This is a genomic window from Robiginitalea insularis (genome assembly GCF_052497835.1).
This window is the reverse complement of sequence record NZ_CP199296.1, coordinates 877,978-896,864: the sequence shown is the minus strand read 5'-3', so window position 1 is coordinate 896,864 and position 18,887 is coordinate 877,978. Positions and strand designations below refer to the sequence as shown.

Sequence of the window (18,887 nt, the reverse complement as noted above, 5' to 3'; positions counted from 1 at the left end):
AGTTTAGGGGAGTGTTTGCATTTACTCAAGTACTACTTTGGGTGCACCCAATCCCTTTTGATCAACCTTTATGGATTGCAATTTATCGGACTGTACTAATTTTAAAGCGGCCTTGTCAGATATCTCCTCCCCCTGGTAATAGAAAACGGCACCGGCTTCAATTAGCTCTTTGATATGCTCAACCGGGTTCGGTGGCGGCGGGGGAGGAGTGCGCCTGTGTTTGCTTTCCACATCCGGGTGTTCCGGTTTAGGGGGCCTGGGAGGTGCAATTCCCGCAGGGGGCGCGGGTGGAGCTGGCGTTCGTGAGGGTTTTAAAGCTCGTTCTGGCGCAGGTGGAGGAGGAGGTAGCGTTGGGAAGGGTTCTGCCTTTTTTCGCTGCGGCTGGCTCATAATATTGTACAGTTCATACATCCGTTCCACTTCGCGTTTATCAATTACCATTTCGTCCTCCGGCATCTCATTGTATTTGCGGGCCAGTTTGTTGTATTCCTGAATTTGGGCTTTGCTGGCTCCATCCTGCAGGGTATTCCCGGGCTTAACCTGATGCCCTGAAGTAATTTCCAAAGCGCTTTTCAGTTCATCGGTTCCAGCTGTCTGTTCAATTCGGGTATTTCTCCCGCTAAAACTGTACAATAACAGGAGAGACAGGGGCAGCAAAAGAAAAGTTCGCCAGGAGTACGGTTTTTTTGTTTTTGTTGTTTTCATGATTTCCATTCGTTTTTTGATTGATGAATAATTGATGGCATGTGCAAATGCCGGTTGGTTTTTTGGACTTGAAAAATGCAGGAGGCTTTGTTGATAACGGCCGACGGGAGTGCCTTTCTGAATAACGGCCCGGTCTGCCAGGAATTCGTGATTGAGCCTAATTTTTCGCAGGTATAACCAAAGAAGCGGGTTGAACCAAAGGATGGTTTTGAATAGTTCCAGTACTAAAATGTCGATACTGTGATATTGAAGGATGTGCTGTTCTTCGTGCAGGATTACTTCATCGGGTATTTTGTTTTCCCTGACTTCGTTGCGATCCAGAAAGATATACCTGAAGAAACTGTGTGGGATCAGGGGTTCGGAAAGCAATACTTTGGTGTGGTTCTTTTGCACCTCCTTCGGGTGGAGCCAAATGTTTTGCAGAAGTCTGAAGAGGTTATAGATGAAAAGAAAAAGGAATATTAAAAAACCAGCCAGGTAAAGCGGCATCTTCCATTGTGTAAGCTGCAGGTAGCCTGATTCAGATTCTACATTAGCTTCCGATGCATAAACGGTCACCTGCCCCAAGCCTGTGGGGGTAATTTCGGATAGGGAAACAATCTCCGGCAGGGTGAGCAGCGGAATCAGCAAAGAAAAGACCAAAGTGCCGAGCAAATAGAACCTCTTAAAAGTATGGCATTGTTGCTGTTCCAGTATATACTGAAAGAACAGGTAGAAGGCCAACAGGCAGGCTGTGCTTTTAAAAAGATACTCCCACATACTTATTTCTTTTGTATTTCTTCCTCAATCAGGGCCTTTAACTCTTCCAGTTGCTGTTTATTCAAATTGGTCTCCCGGGTAAAGAAAGAGGCAAACTGTGTGCTGCTGTCATTAAAAAAATTTTTAATGAGCCGGTTCAGTTGGCGCGAAAAGTAGTCCTTTTTGGGGACCAGCGGATAATACTGCCGGGATCTCCCAAAAGTTTTGTAGGCCACATATCCCTTGTCCGTCATACGCTTTAACAGTGTGGCCACTGTAGTGCTGGCTGGTTTGGGTTCCGGATGAGCATCAATAAGATCCTTGAGGAAGGCTTTTTTTTGGTCCCACAACAAGTTCATAAGTGCCTCTTCTGCTTTGGATAGTTTCATTCTACAGAATTAGAATATATTCTACAAACATAGAATAAAATTTTAAAAACTACAAGTGTAGAATGAAAATTATAACTTCTCAGCCTCAGGATTTTTTCAGGGCCGTAAAGTATTTATAGAAATAAGGGATGGTTTCTATGCCCTTGAGGTAATTCCATACCCCGAAATGTTCATTGGGTGAATGGATGGCGTCACTATCCAGACCAAAGCCCATCAGAATGGTTTTGCTGTTCAGTTCATTCTCAAAAAGGGATACTATAGGAATACTGCCTCCACTGCGCTGGGGTACAGGGGTTTTTCCGAAAGTTTTTTCGTAGGCTTCACTGGCTGCCTTATAACCGATATGGTCAATGGGGGTGACGTACCCCTGCCCGCCATGGTGCGGCCTTACGCTTACCCGAACGCCTTCCGGGGCGATCTGTTCAAAATGTTTGCAGAATAACTCTGTTATTTCCTTCCAGTCCTGGTTGGGGACCAGTCGCATGGAAATCTTGGCATGTGCCTGGGAAGGGATCACTGTTTTTGCTCCTTCCCCGGTATATCCTCCCCAGATTCCATTTACATCCAGGGTAGGGCGGATGGCGTTTCGCTCGTTGGTAACGTAGCCTTTTTCGCCATGTACGGCATCTATATCCAAAGATTTCTTGTAGGCCTCCAGATCAAAAGGGGCTTCAGCCATCAGCTTTCTTTCTTTGTCGCTGAGTTCAATGACTTTATCGTAAAAACCAGGGATGGTAATGTGGTTGTTTTCATCGTGCAGGGAGGCAATCATTTTGGCCAGAATATTTATGGGGTTGGCTACCGCCCCACCGTATAATCCCGAATGCAAATCCCTATTAGGCCCTGTAACCGTAACCTCCACATAACTCAGCCCACGCAACCCTGTAGTAATAGACGGGATCTCGTTTGAAATCATTCCCGTATCCGAAATAAGGATTATATCGTTGGATAACTTTTCCCGATTGGACTTGACGAACTCAACCAGGCTGTTGCTTCCCACTTCTTCCTCTCCTTCTATCATAAATTTAACGTTGCAGGGAAGCTGGTCCTGGCGCACCATAAACTCAAAGGCTTTTATATGCATGTACATCTGGCCTTTATCATCAGAGGCACCCCTGGCAAAAATTGCTCCTTCCGGATGGATTTCCGTCTGCTGAATAACAGGCTCAAAAGGAGGGGAGTTCCAAAGGTCCAGCGGGTCCGGTGGCTGCACGTCGTAATGTCCATAGACCAATACGGTCGGGAGAGAGGGGTCTTTTATTTTTTCACCATAGACTATAGGGTACCCTTCGGTTTCACATATCTCAACCTTATCGCAACCGGCGTCTGCCAATGCCTTGTAAACGGCGTCTGCGGTATCCAGCACATCCTGGGAAAAAGCCGGGTCTGCACTTACGGAGGGAATTTTAAGAAGATTTATAAGCTCATTGATTAACCGGTCTTTGTGTTCAGATAGATACGCCTGTATGTCGTCCATGAATAAAGTTTTGCAGAAATCAAACATACAAAAAAGAACTATTTCAGCGGGTATTAAAACAAATCCGCCGGGTGTGTTGCTTTTTTTGTATTTTAGAAGCATCCGGCTGACTCCCCAGGCCCCTTAATGCCAACCAACATGCAAACCAAAGTAACTCGAATTCCTTCAGGGGTTCTCTATACCCTGACTTTTGCCTTCATATTTTCCTTTTACACCTTACATGCTCAGGAGCAGGTTGGAAGGCCCCTTATCACGAATTACAAATACCAGGATTATCAGGCAGCTCCTGTAAATTGGTGGGCGCTGGAAGACGATAATGGGATCATGTACTTTGCCAACCAGAATGGTCCTATGCAATTTGACGGGGTAAACTGGAGGAACATAGATATAAATGGCCCCAGCAGGAGTATGGTCAGGGATGATAAAGGGACAATCTACGTAGGTGGTCAGGGGGAAATCGGATATTTTACTCCAAATGAAATAGGAGAAATACAATTTATTTCCCTGGTGGACAAAATCCCGGAAGAGCACAGATCTTTTGCCGACGTATGGGAAATCGATTTTTACAATGGGCGGGTCATTTTTCGAACTGAGTTTAAATTATATTGCTGGGACGGGGAAACCATGAAAGTCATCCCTTCAGAAGAAGGGTACCACGTGGGCGCTATCGTTCACGGTGTATATTATTTAAGGATATGGAACAAAGGCCTGTGCTATTTAACAGAGGAAGACACCTTTGAGTTGGTGCCAGGGGGTGAGAATTTTGCAGGCGAACGCATCTACACCCTTCTCCCCTATGATGATAAGATCATGATAGGAACGCGTACCCAGGGGTTCTTCATCTTTGATGGAGAAACCTACACCCCTTTTAAAACAGAAATAGACGAGGTTATTGAAGGGGTTATTTACCTTCCCGGGGTGGCCCTGGATGATGGGAGATACGTGATAAATACCTTTAGCAGGGGAGCATTTCTTATCGACAGGAATGGGAAGCTCATTCAAAAGTATACCCCTGAAAACGGCTTGCAGGACGGTAGTGTGGACTACACCTATGTAGATTCCAGAGGGGTCCTCTGGATGTGCCTTTTTAATGGTATTTCCAGTGTAAACCTGAATTCTACCTTTACTTCCATAGATGCGAATATGGGCTTAAACACCGTCGTTTTTGGCACCTATCGCTTTCAGGGAAGGGTCTATTTTGCTACTAATAATGGCCTGGCCTACCTGGACGAAACAGAACAACGGGTTAAGTTTATCGCTGGTACCCTCGGGCAGGTAGGGAATTTCTTTGAGTTCAGGGACCGGCTCTATGCCAGCACCAATGGGGTAGGATTATTTGAAATAAAAGGGACTACTGTAGAGATGGTTCGCCCGAACATCAACTATGATTTCAGGGCCCGGTTCATAAGTCAATCCAAAGCAGACCCCAATCGCATCATAGTGGAGCACCAACAGGGGATTCGAAGCTTTTACTTTAATGAAAAGGTCAATCAGTTCGTAGAGGAATCGTCTACTACCAAATTTACTTCCAACAATAGTCTGATAGAAGAGACTCCTGAAGGATATTTCTGGATAAACTCGCCGGAAAAAGGTACAATTGTTAAGTTGATACCGGCCTATATTGATGGTAAACTAGATCTAGACGCTTCAGAATATAAGGTTTACAGTAAAGAACAAGGCTTGCCAGATTCTGGGATTGGATTTAATTATCTGGACAACGAGCTATATGTTTTTGCAGGAGATGTAGAAGAAAATTACACCTACAATGCGGAAACCGATCGATTTGAGAAAAAGAAGGTCTTTTTTGATGCCTATCAGGACTGGGACCGGCCTGGTTCACGTCCTATAATCACCTCAGACGGAAAAATGCTATTCAATGCAGGCACCGGAATCTTGGTAGCCGAGAAAATCGATGGGGAGTGGCAGGTTACCAATACGGATACTTTTAAGGAATTACAGAACTTCCAAATCTTTACAATCTATCCAGAAGACCCGAAACCGGATGGTTCTCGCGTAATTTGGTTCTCAGGGCCAGATGGAGCTATCCGATACGAAGGGAATCTGGAAACTCCGACCATCCCAGCCTTCCATACAGATATCAGAAGTATCGCCATAGCCGGGGATTCTCTTGTTTACGGGGGTAATATTGGTGTTCCTGAAAACCTGGATTTCCACTATGATTTGAATTCCGTCAACTTTGGATACGCAGCTCCACTATTTATAGGACAGAAGAATATACAGTACAGCACAAGGCTCTCTGGTTTTGATTCTGATTGGTCTGATTGGACTCTGCAAACTTCACGTGAATACATTAACCTCCCTCCCGGATCCTATACATTCAGCGTAAAAGCGAGAAACATTTACGGGGAAGTGTCTGAAGCGGTTTCCGTTCCCTTTTCCATCAGTTACCCCTGGTACCGCACCTGGTGGGCCTATATGCTCTACCTGTTGTTGTTTATGGCCATCGTCTATTTTGTGGTTAAAGTCCGGACCGGGCTGCTGATCGCCCAGCGCAAGATGCTGGAAGATAAAGTGGAGCTCCGTACAAGTGAAGTACAACAGAGATTGAACGAACTGGCTACGGTGAATTCCGTCAGCCAGGCACTGAACGACAAGCTGGAGCTCAACAAACTAATAGAGTTGGTGGGAGACAAGATGAAGGAAGTATTCAAATCAGACATTACCTACCTGGCCATTCTGGACAAGGAAACAAATATTATCAATTTTCCCTATCAGGACGGGGATAATATGCCCCCCATGAAATTAGGGGAAGGGCTTACTTCCCGTATTATCCAGACAGGGGAACCGTTACTGATTAATAAAGACAAGGATATTGTAGCAGAATATGATAAATACGGCTTAAAACAAACCGGTAAACAGGCAGTTTCCTACCTGGGGGTTCCCATTTCTGTTGAGGATGATATTATTGGCGTCCTAAGTGTACAGAGTATGACCCAAGAAGGACGCTTCAATGAAGAGGATAAGAACTTGCTGGGCACTATCGCCATAAATGTGGGGGTTGCTCTGCACAATGCGGAGCTCTATGAAGAAGCCAAAGAAGCCAAGGCCAGGGCAGAAGATGCCAACGAGGCAAAAAGTGCATTCTTGTCAACGGTAAGCCATGAGTTGCGAACCCCTCTAACTTCTGTGCTGGGCTTTGCCAAAATTATCCGCAAACGGTTGGAAGACAAAATTTTCCCGGCAGTTAGCGTTGACGATCAGAAGATCAAGAAGACCATGAAACAGGTAAGCGAAAACCTGGAGGTAGTGGTCTCTGAAGGGGAGCGGCTCACCAGCCTGATAAATGATGTTCTGGATCTGGCCAAGATCGAATCCGGACGGATGGACTGGAACATGAAACCCATTTTTATACAGGATGTCCTGAGCAGGGCTATTTCGGCCACCTCTTCCCTGTTTGAGAATAAGAAGCTGGCATTAAAGAAAAAAATACCGAAAGACCTGCCCCTGATCAGCGGGGATGAGGATAAACTGATTCAGGTGGTTATCAACCTCCTCTCCAATGCCGTCAAGTTCACGGAGAAGGGGACAGTTACCATTGAGGCATACCAGGATAAGGGGCAAATCATCGTGGAGGTTCAGGATACAGGGATAGGTATCTCCGAAGCAGACAAGCACAAGGTATTCGAACGGTTCCGGCAGGCCGGGGATACCTTAACCGACAAGCCTCAGGGTACAGGTCTGGGACTTCCCATTTGCAGGGAAATTATAGAGCATCACGGTGGGATTATCTGGATGAACAGTGAATTGAATGTTGGCAGCACCTTCTTTTTCTCTGTGCCGACACTGGGTGAAAGCAATGAGCAACCCATTCAATTGGAACGCATCCTGAAGAGCCTTAAAAAACAGATCAAGCACAGTTCGAAAAAAACCCTGGAGGATGTCCCGACTATCCTGGTGGTTGATGATGATACGCCTATCCGTTCCCTGCTGCGGCAGGAACTATCGGATGCAGGATACAACGTGAAGGAGGCAGCGGACGGGAAGGCCGCCCTTGACATGGTTCGGGTGAGCAAACCCGACCTCATTATCCTGGATGTGATGATGCCCGAAATCAATGGTTTTGACGTAGCAGCCGTATTGAAAAACGACCCGGCTACCATGGATATTCCCATCATAATCCTCTCCATTGTTCAGGACAAGGAACGGGGACTGAAGATAGGGGTAGACCGCTACCTGACCAAGCCCATCGATACAGAAAAGCTCTTTCACGAAGTTGACGAACTATTGGAGCAGGGAGTATCCAAAAAAAGGGTATTGGTAGTGGACGAAGACGCCTCAACGGTTAAATCGCTAACAGACGTGCTTACAGCACGGGGATACAAGGTGGTTGAAGCCAATCCGGACAAATTGCTGGAAACTGCATCTGAAATCAAACCGGATATTATTATGCTCAACTCCCTGCACGAAAACGGAGACAAATCCATCAAGGAACTCAAATTCCAGAAGGGGATGGAAAATGTGATGTTTTTTGTTTATCAGTAGCCTTGTATTCATTTAAAAACCTTAGAAAATAACATGGATAAAAAATTGCTAATTGTAGATGATGAAGCCCATATCAGGATGCTGATCGAACAAACCCTGGAAGACCTGGAAGACGAAGGGGTTGAACTGCTCTTTGCTGAAAATGGGGAAGATGCCCTCAACCTGATCCAGAAGGAGCGGCCCAACCTCGTATTCCTGGATGTAATGATGCCAAAAATGAACGGGATGCAGGTTTGCCAGAAGGTAAAAAAGGAGCTGAACCTGTCTGATATTTATATTGTTTTATTAACTGCCAAGGGACAAGAGGTAGATCGGCAAAAAGGTCTTGAGATGGGGGCGGACAAATACATGACCAAACCCTTTGACCCGGATGAAATGTTATCCGTTGCTGAATCTGTTTTAAGAGGATAAGACCCGATAATGATCCAGAAAACCGCATTAAGAACACTCAAGTACATCCTTAAGCGCGATGAAGCTTCCGTGAAAATATTAAGCGAGATTTCCCATAAAAGCGGACATCGTTTTAGTGTTGAAGATACCGGAGGTACTGTTTTATGGGGTAATCCCGAAGGCATGAAACACGCCTGCCCTTTAAAATTTGAAGAGATCACCCTGGGAAAGTTCTATTACTCCGAAGAAGGGGCGTTACTCTTAAGCGACACCTTGTTATTGCTGTTTCAGAAGGAATGGGAAAAGAAGAATATCGGGAAAGAAGTACTTGGGCTTTATCGGGAAATCAATATGATCTATGGGCTGAGCGAGATGATATCTGAGAAGATTGACGCCGAATCCATCGCGCAGGTGGCGCTGCAGGAGGCCTCCCAGATTATTGAGATGACCCACGGGCTTTTCCTGATGTACGAGGCCGAACAAGACAGGGTGATCAGTATAGCCCAGTTCGGACAAAACCCCAGGCGACAGGATTTTATAGACAGCCAGAACAACATGCTCAAGGAATTGATAAAGAAGGGTACCTCTTCAATTGTTCCGGCAGAGCGTATAGCCAGTAATCCGGCCCTGCAGCATTTAAAGACAGTTATGTATGCGCCTCTGAAAGTAAAGCACCGTACCCTCGGAATGGTCCTGCTGGGACATCAGGATTCAATTGAGTATACGGCTGCCGAATTAAAATTACTGACCACCATTGCCCTGCAGTCTGCTACTGCGATAGAAAGTGCCCATCTGTATCAAAAAGGACTAAAGGAAGTACAGGAGCGGGAGGAAGCCATCCGGAAAATTCACGACATAAGCCAGAAGTTTGTCCCATCAGAATTTATTAAGTCCCTGGGGAAGGCAAAAATCACGGAGGTTTTCCTGGGGGACCAGGTGGAACGAGAGGTTACTGTGGTTTTTGTGGATATCCGGGACTTTACCAGTATCTCAGAGAACCTGAGCCCCACTGATAACTTTTTATTTGTGAATTCCTTTAATAATCGGATGGGACCCATTATTCGCAAAAACGGCGGATTTATTATGCAATACCTGGGCGATGGCTTTATGGCTTTGTTTACCGAAGGGTCACAGGGGGCCCTGAATGCATCGGTAGAGATGCAGGCTGCATTGAGGGAATACAATAACGAAAGGGCACTGAAGAATAGGCAACCGGTAAAGGTGGGCGTGGGAATGCAGAGTGGGAAGTTAATTCTCGGGATCACAGGCGACCGGGAACGCCTGGATGCAGCCATCATTTCGGATACCGTAAATACCGCTGCTCGTATTGAAGGACTTTCCAAGCATTACGGGACAACTATTTTACTTACCCAGGAGTGTTTGGATAACATGTTAGCTCCCGAAGAATTCGATTTCAGATACCTGGGAAAGGTACAGTTGAAGGGGAAAAAGAAACCAATCAAATTGTATGAATGTATCAATGGGGATGAACAGGAATTGCAAGATCATAAATTGTCTAACCTGAAGAATTTTGACCGGGCCATGGATTTGTTTTTTAAAAAAGAATTTGCCATGGCTGCAGTTAGTTTTCAGGAAATCTTCAAAAAGAATACCAGCGACCAACCAGCAAAACTATTCCTAAACAGGTCTGCCCATCTGATCACCCAGGAAATAGAGGATAACTGGAAAGGGGTGGAGACCATGACCTTTAAGTAACCCCTTAACCCATTTACAGATACTAACAGCTTGCCAGTACTTATACCCCTTTATTAGTCAATACAAATGGTCTGAAGTATTAATTGTGGAAGCTCTGGTAAATATTGAAAATTGAATTATATTTGCAGTCCCTTATCGGAAAACAAGATTCCGTTCCGGGAACTTAGTTGCAGGCGTGGTGGAATTGGTAGACACGCTAGACTTAGGATCTAGTGCCGAAAGGTGTGAGAGTTCGAGTCTCTCCGCCTGTACAACTCAAAAAAAAGCTATCCAAGATGGGATGGCTTTTTTTATTTTCTTTTTGTAGGAGACACCGAAAAATTACTACATTTGTCGCCCAATTGGCAACCAATGTCAAAATGCAGGTGTGGTGGAATTGGTAGACACGCTAGTTTCAGGTACTAGTGCCGCAAGGCGTGAAGGTTCGAGTCCTTTCACCTGTACGTTTAAAGCCCGTCCCTCTAGGACGGGTTTTTTGTTGTGCATCATCTGATATTACGCATACATATCAATGGATTTTTTGGCTTAGGCGCCGGTGTGGTGGCCCCGATAGCTATCGGGGGGTAGACACGCTAGTTTCAGGTACTAGTGCCGCAAGGCGTGAAGGTTCGAGTCCTTTCACCTGTACACTTAAAGCCCGTCCCTTAGGACGGGTTTTTTGTTTGTGTCTCCCGCATATCTCCAAAAATCGTAACTTACTGTAGTTAAATTGGCATCCCTGATCTTTCAGGGAGAAATAAAACTGAAAAGCATGGACCAGGCCCTCCAGACTATGATAGCCAATATGCCCGAAAAAACAGGGAAATCCCTGGAAGAGTGGAAAGTGGTTCTTAAAAAGAAGGCTTTCACAAAACATTCTGAGGCAGTTAATTATCTAAAGAAGGAACACGGAATAACCCATGGTTTTGCAAATACCATTGTAAGTTTATCCAAGTCTGAAGACAGTTCACCCGAAGATTTGGTAGCCGCCCAATACAAAGGGAAAGAACATCTGTTCCCAATCTATGAAATGCTTAAATCCGGCATTCTTAAGTTTGGGGAGGATATAACGGTTAGCCCAAAAAAAGGAAGTGTAAGTTTTATCCGCAAACGCCAGTTTGCCCTTGTTAAACCAGCTACAAAATCCAGGATCGATCTGGGATTGAAATTACCCGGGAAGGCCACAAATGAACGGCTGGGAGATTCCGGTCCATTTGGTAGCATGTGCACCCACAGGGTGCAACTCCACAGCACTGAAGAAGTGGATAAGGAACTGCTGTCCTGGATAAAGGAGGCCTATGAAGGATCCTGAAAGGAAGCTATTGGATACCAATATTAAGAAGCTGAATGATGTATTCAAAAAGCTTCAATACAATTAAATAGCATTGTGAAAAAAATCATCAGCCATCCGGAGTATTTTTTCTGGCTAATAGCCTTTGTTTTCCTGCTCTCCATTTTCCTGTTTCGGCAGGAATCGGTAGACTTTGACCTGGCAGGCACCTATTTCGTTGTTGCTTACCCGCTCTTTGCTTTGTTTCTGGCCCTTACTACCGTTTTGACCGGCTTGGTTTACTGGTTTTTTAAACGCAGGAAAATACCACTATCAGATATGTTGACTGTGGCCCATGTATTGTTAATGGCTTTGGGCCTGAGTGCCCTTTTTGTATTTTTTCTTTTCGGAAGTTCAAGGCCCGTACCCGAAGGCCCTGATTTTTTTGAAAACGTTGAACAACAAATGCAGGCCTATTTTATGAATCGAAGGATCAACTGGCTGGTACTTGCCGTTTTTATGCTTACAGCCCTGGCACAACTTGTCTTTGTCCTGAATATGCTTTTTTCCTTTTTAAAAGGAAGGAAACAATGATTGCCTTCTTACGAATACCCATAGAATAATTTAATAGTTTTACAGCCATAAACTGCATTGGGGTATAACCCCATGGTTACAATGGCATTGTCAGAAACAGATTCCATAAAGAAAGCAGCCAGTTGCATCCAGAAAGGCGGGGTGGTTGCATTTCCGACAGAAACCGTTTACGGACTGGGCGCGGACGCACTGAACCCGCTGGCGGTTGCCCGTATCTTCGAGCTAAAGGAACGGCCTTCTTTTGATCCGCTCATCGTTCATATTGCAGACCTGGGCATGTTGCCGAAACTGGCAGTTTCAAAAGATGAACGGATTGGAACACTTGCCGAAGCTTTTTGGCCGGGGCCGCTGACCCTGGTATTGCCCAAAAAAGAACTCATTCCCGATATAGTAACCTCGGGTTTACCAACCGTGGGAATCCGTATGCCCAACCACCCGGTAGCCCTGCAGCTCATCCGGGAAGCCGGATGTCCGATTGCCGCGCCCAGCGCCAATAAGTTTGGGAGGATCAGCCCTACCGAAGCCCATCACGTTAAAAGGAATTTACCCGAGGCTGATTTTATTCTGGAGGGAGGGCCCACCAGGGTAGGGATAGAATCTACCATCATTCGTCTCAATGCGGATGGTTTCCAGATTCTGCGGCCGGGTGTAATTACCGCTTCCGACCTGGCCAGGGTGATCCCTGAATCCAAGGCACCACTGGCAGAAGGCCTGCCCGCTCCCGGCATGCTGGAATCACACTACAGCCCTGAGACCCCCTTTTATTTGTACAGTCCTGAACTTGCAGAATCCCTGGATTGGTCCAAAGCGGGGCTGATCAGCTATTCCCTGCCTGAGCATAAGCGCTATGCGAAATTTATCCGATTGACTAAAACGGCAGACCTTAAAGAATATGCGTCCAGGATGTTTGGGGCCATGCATGAGATGGAAAATGCCGGGCTGGATTGTATTGTAGCTGAAGCCGTTCCGGAAGAAGGGATCGGCAAAGCTATTATGGACCGGCTTAGGAAGGCTGCCCATGATTATCGGAAATAGCAAATAGCCCCTGGTCTTTATTCTTTCCTGGAGACTTGTACTGCTTTGTTTGGCCTCTCTCACCTCCTGCCTTATTTTTGTATTTCTACAGATGAACAAACCCAGTTGCAATATTTTTTGGTTTAAGCGGGACCTCCGTTTGGAAGACAATGAGGCGCTTGCCCGTGCGGTTGCCTCCGGGGAAAAATTATTGCTCCTTTACCTGCTGGAACCGAGTCTGGAAGCGGATCCCCACTATAGCCAGCGGCATTGGAATTTTATACGGGAAAGCCTTTTGGATTTGCAGGAGCAATTGGCCTCATATAATACAGCCATTTTACAGGTACGTGCGGAGGCAATTCCTTTTTTCAAGGTCCTTAGCCGTTCATTTGAAATCAAGACCATCTTTAGCCATATGGAAACAGGCATCGACCTGACTTACAGCAGAGACTTGGAATTTGCAACATATTGCCGTGAACAGGGAATAAGCTGGAAGGAATTTCAGAACAATGGAGTGCGTCGTGGCAGCACAGACAGGGAAGGTTGGGTAGAAAACTGGAATGCCTACATGAGGCAGCCCTTAGAAATGGACCGATGGGATCAGGCACATTTATGCAACCCTTCAGAAATCAATCAGATTGGAACTGGCTGGGAGTCTACAGGCCTGCCCTCCTTGAACCACGGCTTCCAGAAAGGCGGCCGGAAAGCAGCGCTGAAGTACCTCAACAGTTTTCTTACAAATCGTATTGCTAATTATTCATCTGCTATTTCCAAACCGGAAGCTTCGCGCAACGGATGCAGCCGCCTGTCTCCCTACCTTGCATGGGGCAACCTCTCCATCCGTGAAGTTTACCAGCAATTGCAGGGTTGCAAAGACCGCGGGAAATGGCAGAAGCAAACCAGGGCCTTTGGCTCCCGGCTCCGATGGCAGAGCCACTTTATCCAAAAATTTGAAGCTGAGCCCCGAATGCAGTTCGAAGCGGTCAACAGGGCCTTCCTTTCCTTAAAACAACCGGTGAATGCTGAATATATTTCGGCCTGGGAAAGGGGCCAGACCGGTTACCCGCTTATTGATGCCGCCATGCGTTGTGTGCATCAGACCGGGTACATCAATTTCCGGCTCAGGGCAATGGTCGTTTCTTTCCTAACCCATCACCTGTTTCAGCATTTCAGCCAGGGGAGTCACTGGCTGGCGCGACAATTCCTGGATTTTGAGCCCGGCATACATTATGGACAGTTACAAATGCAGGCCGGATTCACAGGCACCAACACCCTGAGGGTATACAATCCGACCAAAAATGCCATAGAACATGACCCGGAAGCCATCTTTATAAAAAAGTACGTTCCGGAATTGAGGAATCTGCCCCCGGCTTTGGCAATAGAACCCTGGAAGATCCAGCCCATGGAAATGCAATTTTATAATTTTCAGTATGGGGCAGATTACCCGGAGCGAATTGTGGACATCGCCAAAACCCGCAGCAGGGCTCTGGATGCACTTTACAGGCAAAGGAAGTCTCACTATGGTGAAAAGGAAAAGATACGCATCCTTAAAAAGCACAGTATTCCGCAATCCCGCTAAACAAAAAACCCTCCAATGGAGGGATGTTTTTGCTGAGGTTAGAAGTTATTCAAAACTTCAAAAGATTTGTCATGTTTGGGGAAAGACCGGTTAAAATACGCCAAAAGCGGCAAGGATCAGGCACACTACCACAGCAGCCAGCACCAGTATCAAAACCACGACCATAACACTTAGGAACCCATTCAGAAAACGGGTGCCTATGGATATTTCTCTTTCCATAATTCATATAATTTCATACAATATACTAAAAAGCAGGGCAACTAAAGCCGGATTCTGTCAGGATTTCGATCAATGTATACGGGTATGCCGGGCCCCCGGACAAAACACGCAAATCTTCCGATAAACGTCCGAAAAATGCTCCCGGAAAGTCTGATGGCTTTTTTGATTCAGTAATTAGAGCGTGTTCAGGATGCGTTCCTGCCGGTGAGTTTTTTGCTTAATTCTTCCAGGGAAACCCCCTTGGTTTCCGGCATCATAAAATGAACAAACAGCAATTGAAGGACCATCATAAAGGCAAAGAAGCCAAAGACGGGCCCGGGTCCGATCCAGCTAAATAAGACGGGTATAGAGGAAGGGATCAACCAGGCAAGGATCCAATGCACCGAAGAGCCAAATGCCTGTCCGGAGGCGCGCAGGTGATTGGGGAAAACCTCTGAGATAAACACCCAGATTACAGCCCCCTGCCCGATGGCGTGAGCGGCAATAAAGAGAAAGAGGAAGGTGGGGACCATCAGGCCGGTCCAGTTGAGCAAAAAGGCCATGGCTACAAGGGTCAGGGAAATTATATATCCGAAAGACCCGAAATACATGAGCTGCCTGCGTCCGAGCCGATCAATCAGGTAGATCCCAAAAAGGGTGAAGACCAGGTTGGTAAAACCAATACCAATACTGCTGAGCAGGGCCGTATCTTCACCGAGGCCAGCGGCCTCAAAGATCCTCGGGGCGTAGTACAGGAAGGCATTAATCCCTGAGAACTGGTTAAAGAACGCTATCAGGAATGCCAGGATCAGTGGAAAACGATATTTTTTTATGAAGATCGTTTCAGACTTTTTGCTGGCCATTTGGCTTTGCAGCATATCTTCCTTAATCTGGTCTATGGTTACTTCCAGCCCCAGGCGGTCCAGGATAGCAGAAGCTTCGGCCTCCCTTCCACGGGTTAATAACCATCTGGGACTTTTTGGGATCCCTAAGGCAAAAACGGTATAGATAAAGGCCGGGATGGCTTCTACTCCAACCATCCATCTCCAGTCATTCTCGCTGATACCGTTCAGCAGGTAATTCGAGAAAAAAGCAATAAGGATACCAAAAACAATATTAAATTGGTACATACCAACCAGTTTTCCCCTGTTTCGGGCGGGTGCGATCTCAGAAATATAGGAAGGCGCAGCAACTGTTGATGCCCCGATGCCTATCCCCCCGATAAAGCGGAAGATTCCAAAAGTTACAGGGTCATTTGAAAGGGCAGAACCCAAAGCGGAAACCGTATACAAAAGCCCGATCAGGATCAGCGTTTTTTTTCGACCCAGCTTATTTGTGGGGATCCCTCCGAAAATAGCCCCTAAAACAGTTCCGAAAAGGGCCATGCCAATAACGACAGTTCCATGGAAAGCATCTGAAGTTTCCCATAAGAATTGCAATTTCTTTTCTGCCCCACTGATTACCACTGTGTCGAATCCAAAAAGGAAGCCTGCTAAAGCTGCTATGAGGGAAATACGGAAGATCTTGGCGCTCATAAGCGGGAAAGGTTTGGTCCCGTTAAAGCTAGCCAAAAAAAACTAATGGATTAATACTTGCTTTAATTCCGCTGGGCCAATACAGCACGGAGCGAGTCTTGCTTCTTTTTGGTATCCGGGATTTGCGGTCTGGGATACTGTCGGAATTCTGCTGTATCCGGAATGGGTTTGGAATCCAGGGCAGGTGCCTGGCTTTTCTCCCGTTGCAGACAACTACTGAGGACCAGGCAAAAAAGGAGGGAAGCCATCAGGCAAATGGTGTATTTCATGAATTTGGGGGGTGATCAATTTAATAAAGTACGAATCCCGCCTATGATTCGGATGCCGGCCCCCTTGTTTTCTGTAATATAATTGAGATTTATACTGCCGATTTCTTCCTTTTTTGCCGGACTATTCAAAAATTCCAGAACAGCATCTTTAAATTCCGAAGCATGGCCTATGACCCTGATTCCCCCAAGTCTTACCAGGTCTTCAGCCTCTTTAAAACCTTCGTATTGAGGCCCGCAAAGAACCGGAATACCATAAACCGCAGGTTCCAGTGTGTTGTGCAGACCTGTGGCAAAGCCCCCTCCCACATAGGCAAGGTCTGCATAGCCGTAGATCTTTGTAAGCAGGCCAATAGTATCAACAATGAGTATTCTGGCAGCTTCTAAATCCATATCTTCTCTCTGGGAATACCGGACAGCCTGCGCACCCAAATTGCGGTGTAGCTTCTCAATGGTTTTTGAATCCGTTTTATGCGGGGCAATAACCAGGCAAAGGTTTTCTATATCAGAAGCTTCCAGCAATGGCGGCAACAGGGCTTCATCTTCCGGCCAGCTGCTGCCCATTACCAGGCAAAAGCGATTGCCTTTAAAGCGTTCCATGAAATCAAGTGATGTATGCTGCTTGCGGATTTTATAAACCCGGTCAAAACGGGTATCCCCGCTTACACTCAGGTTTTGAATACCAATTCCCTGCAGTAATTCAGCAGACCGTTTATCCTGCAGGTAAAAATGAGACACACTATCCAGGATTTTACGCATAAAGTAGCCGTACCATTTAAAGTATATCTGGTTCTCCCGGAATATGGCAGAAACCAGAATAAGCGGGATTTGTCTGTGCTGTAATTCCCTAAAGTAATTGGGCCAGACCTCATATTTGACAAAGATGGCTATCTCCGGTTTTATGGTGTCCAGAAACTGCTTAACCTTACTTTGCTGGTCTAGTGGCAGGTAACAGGTGTAAGCTCCCTTAACCTTACCCTTTTTCACTTCATAGCCCGAAGGAGAGAAAAAGCTGACTAAAAACTGGTAGTGTGGGTATTCCTGCTGAAGTGATTCCAGAACCGGCAATCCCTGTTCGAACTCCCCAAGGGAAGCCGTATGCATCCAGATAAGCTTTTTTTCCGGTTCCCTGAAGTTTTTTAATATGCCAGCCGTATGCTGCCTGCCCTTGACAAACAAGTTTATTTTTGGAGAAAAGAATGCGAGAATTCTCAGGATAAATGCGGAGAATCGAACGGCCAGATCGTATAGAAAAAACAACGGTACAGGGTTTTGCGCTAAAATACGCTTCTTTGATTAATTCATTGTTGAGGGCTCCTTTATTTTGTAAGTTTGTGAGAAGAATCTTCTGCTATGCGAAAAATCCAAATGGTGGACCTGGTGAATCAATATCAGGACATTAAAGATCAGATAAGAAATTCCTTTGACGACATTTTAGAAAGTGCTGCCTTTATTAACGGTCCTGAGGTTCAAAATTTTCAGAAAGACCTCGAAACGTATCTGGGCGTAAAACACGTTATTCCCTGTGCCAATGGTACGGATGCCCTGCAGATTGCCATGATGGGGCTGGGGCTTAAACCCGGAGATGAGGTAATTACGGCCGATTTCACCTTTGCCGCCACCGTGGAGGTTATTGCCCTCTTACAATTAACCCCTGTTTTGGTTGATGTAGACCCGGAAACCTTCAATATTGATCCCAAGGCCATTGAAAAAGCCATAACTCCTAAGACCAGGGCCATTGTACCGGTGCATCTTTTCGGACAGTGTGCAGATATGGATGCGATTCTGAAGATCGCCCAAAAACACGATCTCTGGGTTATTGAAGACAATGCACAGGCCATTGGTGCAGATTATCAGTTTCCCGATGGCAGCAAAAAGAAAGCAGGGACATTGGGCCATGTAGGTGCCACTTCATTTTTCCCTTCTAAAAATCTCGGATGCTATGGGGATGGAGGAGCAATTTTCACCGATGATGACGACCTGGCTCATTATATCAGGGGAATCGTGAATCACGGTATGTACGAGCGTTATCATCACGATGTAATAGGGGTTAATTCGCGCCTGGATTCCCTGCAGGCGGCAGTTTTGCGAGCGAAACTACCCCATCTGGACCGCTATTGTGAACGGCGACGGGATGCTGCCCGGTATTACAACAAGGCTTTCAGGGCACACCCCCTGCTGACGGTTCCAAAGACGGTCCGAAACTGCGAGGGGATTTGCGACACCTGTGATTGCCATGTATTCCACCAATATACCCTCAAAGTTGGAGGAGGCAAGCGAGATGGGCTGGCCGCAGAACTTGCTGAAAAAGGGATCCCCTTTGGGATCTATTATCCCATCCCCCTGCATCGCCAGAAAGCCTATCAGGATTCCCGCTACAGGGAGGCTGATTTTCCGGTAACCAACCAGCTCAGTGAGGAGGTCATTTCCCTGCCAATGCATACTGAACTGGACGAGGAACAATTGAAACATATTACCCAAACCGTGTTGCATTATCTGGATCAATAGCAACTTTGTCTAAAGTTTTTGGGATT

General features: G+C 46.2%; 15 protein-coding genes and 3 tRNA genes. 11 read left to right on the top strand and 7 right to left on the bottom strand.

Translation table 11 applies throughout. From position 1 onward, the window contains the following. Positions 1–21: 21 nt before the first annotated feature. From ACT6NV_RS04070 to ACT6NV_RS04060, 3 genes are all read right to left on the bottom strand, one after another. Positions 22–1,464, bottom strand: a complete 1,443-nt coding sequence (locus ACT6NV_RS04070; RefSeq protein WP_445385988.1) for a M56 family metallopeptidase — start codon at positions 1,462–1,464, stop codon at positions 22–24. A 2-nt stretch (positions 1,465–1,466) separates the two neighbouring features. Beyond that, the gene (locus ACT6NV_RS04065) at positions 1,467–1,832 is read right to left on the bottom strand and encodes a BlaI/MecI/CopY family transcriptional regulator (protein ID WP_445385987.1); all 366 of its coding nucleotides are present in this window, start codon (positions 1,830–1,832) and stop codon (positions 1,467–1,469) included. A gap of 85 nt (positions 1,833–1,917) precedes the next feature. After that, positions 1,918–3,309, bottom strand: coding sequence for a dipeptidase (locus ACT6NV_RS04060; protein WP_445385986.1), 1,392 nt, complete (start codon positions 3,307–3,309; stop codon positions 1,918–1,920). Positions 3,310–3,447: 138 nt separating this feature from the next. On the opposite strand from ACT6NV_RS04060, the gene ACT6NV_RS04055 reads away from it, so the two are divergent. The 10 genes from ACT6NV_RS04055 (at position 3,448) to ACT6NV_RS04010 (ending at position 14,354) form a co-directional block, all read left to right on the top strand. Further along, a complete protein-coding gene (locus tag ACT6NV_RS04055; protein ID WP_445385985.1) occupies positions 3,448–7,812 on the top strand; it encodes a response regulator in 4,365 nt (1,454 codons plus the stop codon). A gap of 33 nt (positions 7,813–7,845) precedes the next feature. Continuing rightward, positions 7,846–8,223 (top strand): response regulator transcription factor, encoded by a 378-nt coding sequence (locus tag ACT6NV_RS04050; protein WP_445385984.1) that lies wholly within the window; start codon positions 7,846–7,848, stop codon positions 8,221–8,223. 9 nt (positions 8,224–8,232) lie between these two features. Continuing rightward, positions 8,233–9,918 (top strand): adenylate/guanylate cyclase domain-containing protein, encoded by a 1,686-nt coding sequence (locus ACT6NV_RS04045; protein ID WP_445385983.1) that lies wholly within the window; start codon positions 8,233–8,235, stop codon positions 9,916–9,918. Between the two features lie 169 nt (positions 9,919–10,087). Continuing rightward, positions 10,088–10,169, top strand: a tRNA-Leu gene (locus ACT6NV_RS04040). 110 nt (positions 10,170–10,279) lie between these two features. Beyond that, a tRNA-Leu gene (locus ACT6NV_RS04035) sits at positions 10,280–10,361 on the top strand. An 88-nt stretch (positions 10,362–10,449) separates the two neighbouring features. Then, positions 10,450–10,545: transfer RNA gene (locus ACT6NV_RS04030), tRNA-Leu, on the top strand. Positions 10,546–10,669: 124 nt separating this feature from the next. Next, the gene (locus ACT6NV_RS04025; protein WP_445385982.1) at positions 10,670–11,209 is read left to right on the top strand and encodes a DUF4287 domain-containing protein; all 540 of its coding nucleotides are present in this window, start codon (positions 10,670–10,672) and stop codon (positions 11,207–11,209) included. Positions 11,210–11,284: 75 nt separating this feature from the next. After that, positions 11,285–11,761: a hypothetical protein gene (locus ACT6NV_RS04020; protein ID WP_445385981.1), complete on the top strand. Its 477-nt coding sequence runs from the start codon at positions 11,285–11,287 to the stop codon at positions 11,759–11,761. Between the two features lie 81 nt (positions 11,762–11,842). Continuing rightward, the gene (locus tag ACT6NV_RS04015; RefSeq protein WP_445385980.1) at positions 11,843–12,796 is read left to right on the top strand and encodes an L-threonylcarbamoyladenylate synthase; all 954 of its coding nucleotides are present in this window, start codon (positions 11,843–11,845) and stop codon (positions 12,794–12,796) included. A gap of 91 nt (positions 12,797–12,887) precedes the next feature. Then, positions 12,888–14,354 (top strand): deoxyribodipyrimidine photo-lyase/cryptochrome family protein, encoded by a 1,467-nt coding sequence (locus ACT6NV_RS04010; RefSeq protein WP_445385979.1) that lies wholly within the window; start codon positions 12,888–12,890, stop codon positions 14,352–14,354. Between the two features lie 90 nt (positions 14,355–14,444). Here the strand turns inward: ACT6NV_RS04010 and ACT6NV_RS04005 are convergent, their stop codons facing one another. From ACT6NV_RS04005 to ACT6NV_RS03990, 4 genes are all read right to left on the bottom strand, one after another. Further along, positions 14,445–14,573, bottom strand: coding sequence for a hypothetical protein (locus tag ACT6NV_RS04005; protein ID WP_445385978.1), 129 nt, complete (start codon positions 14,571–14,573; stop codon positions 14,445–14,447). 185 nt (positions 14,574–14,758) lie between these two features. Further along, on the bottom strand, positions 14,759–16,087 hold the full coding sequence (locus ACT6NV_RS04000; RefSeq protein WP_445385977.1) for a sugar porter family MFS transporter: 1,329 nt from the start codon (positions 16,085–16,087) through the stop codon (positions 14,759–14,761). Between the two features lie 62 nt (positions 16,088–16,149). Beyond that, positions 16,150–16,356, bottom strand: a complete 207-nt coding sequence (locus ACT6NV_RS03995) for a hypothetical protein (RefSeq protein ID WP_445385976.1) — start codon at positions 16,354–16,356, stop codon at positions 16,150–16,152. Positions 16,357–16,371: 15 nt separating this feature from the next. Continuing rightward, positions 16,372–17,613, bottom strand: a complete 1,242-nt coding sequence (locus ACT6NV_RS03990) for a 3-deoxy-D-manno-octulosonic acid transferase (RefSeq protein WP_445385975.1) — start codon at positions 17,611–17,613, stop codon at positions 16,372–16,374. 93 nt (positions 17,614–17,706) lie between these two features. On the opposite strand from ACT6NV_RS03990, the gene ACT6NV_RS03985 reads away from it, so the two are divergent. Then, positions 17,707–18,861 (top strand): DegT/DnrJ/EryC1/StrS family aminotransferase, encoded by a 1,155-nt coding sequence (locus ACT6NV_RS03985; protein WP_445385974.1) that lies wholly within the window; start codon positions 17,707–17,709, stop codon positions 18,859–18,861. Positions 18,862–18,887 lie beyond the last annotated feature (26 nt).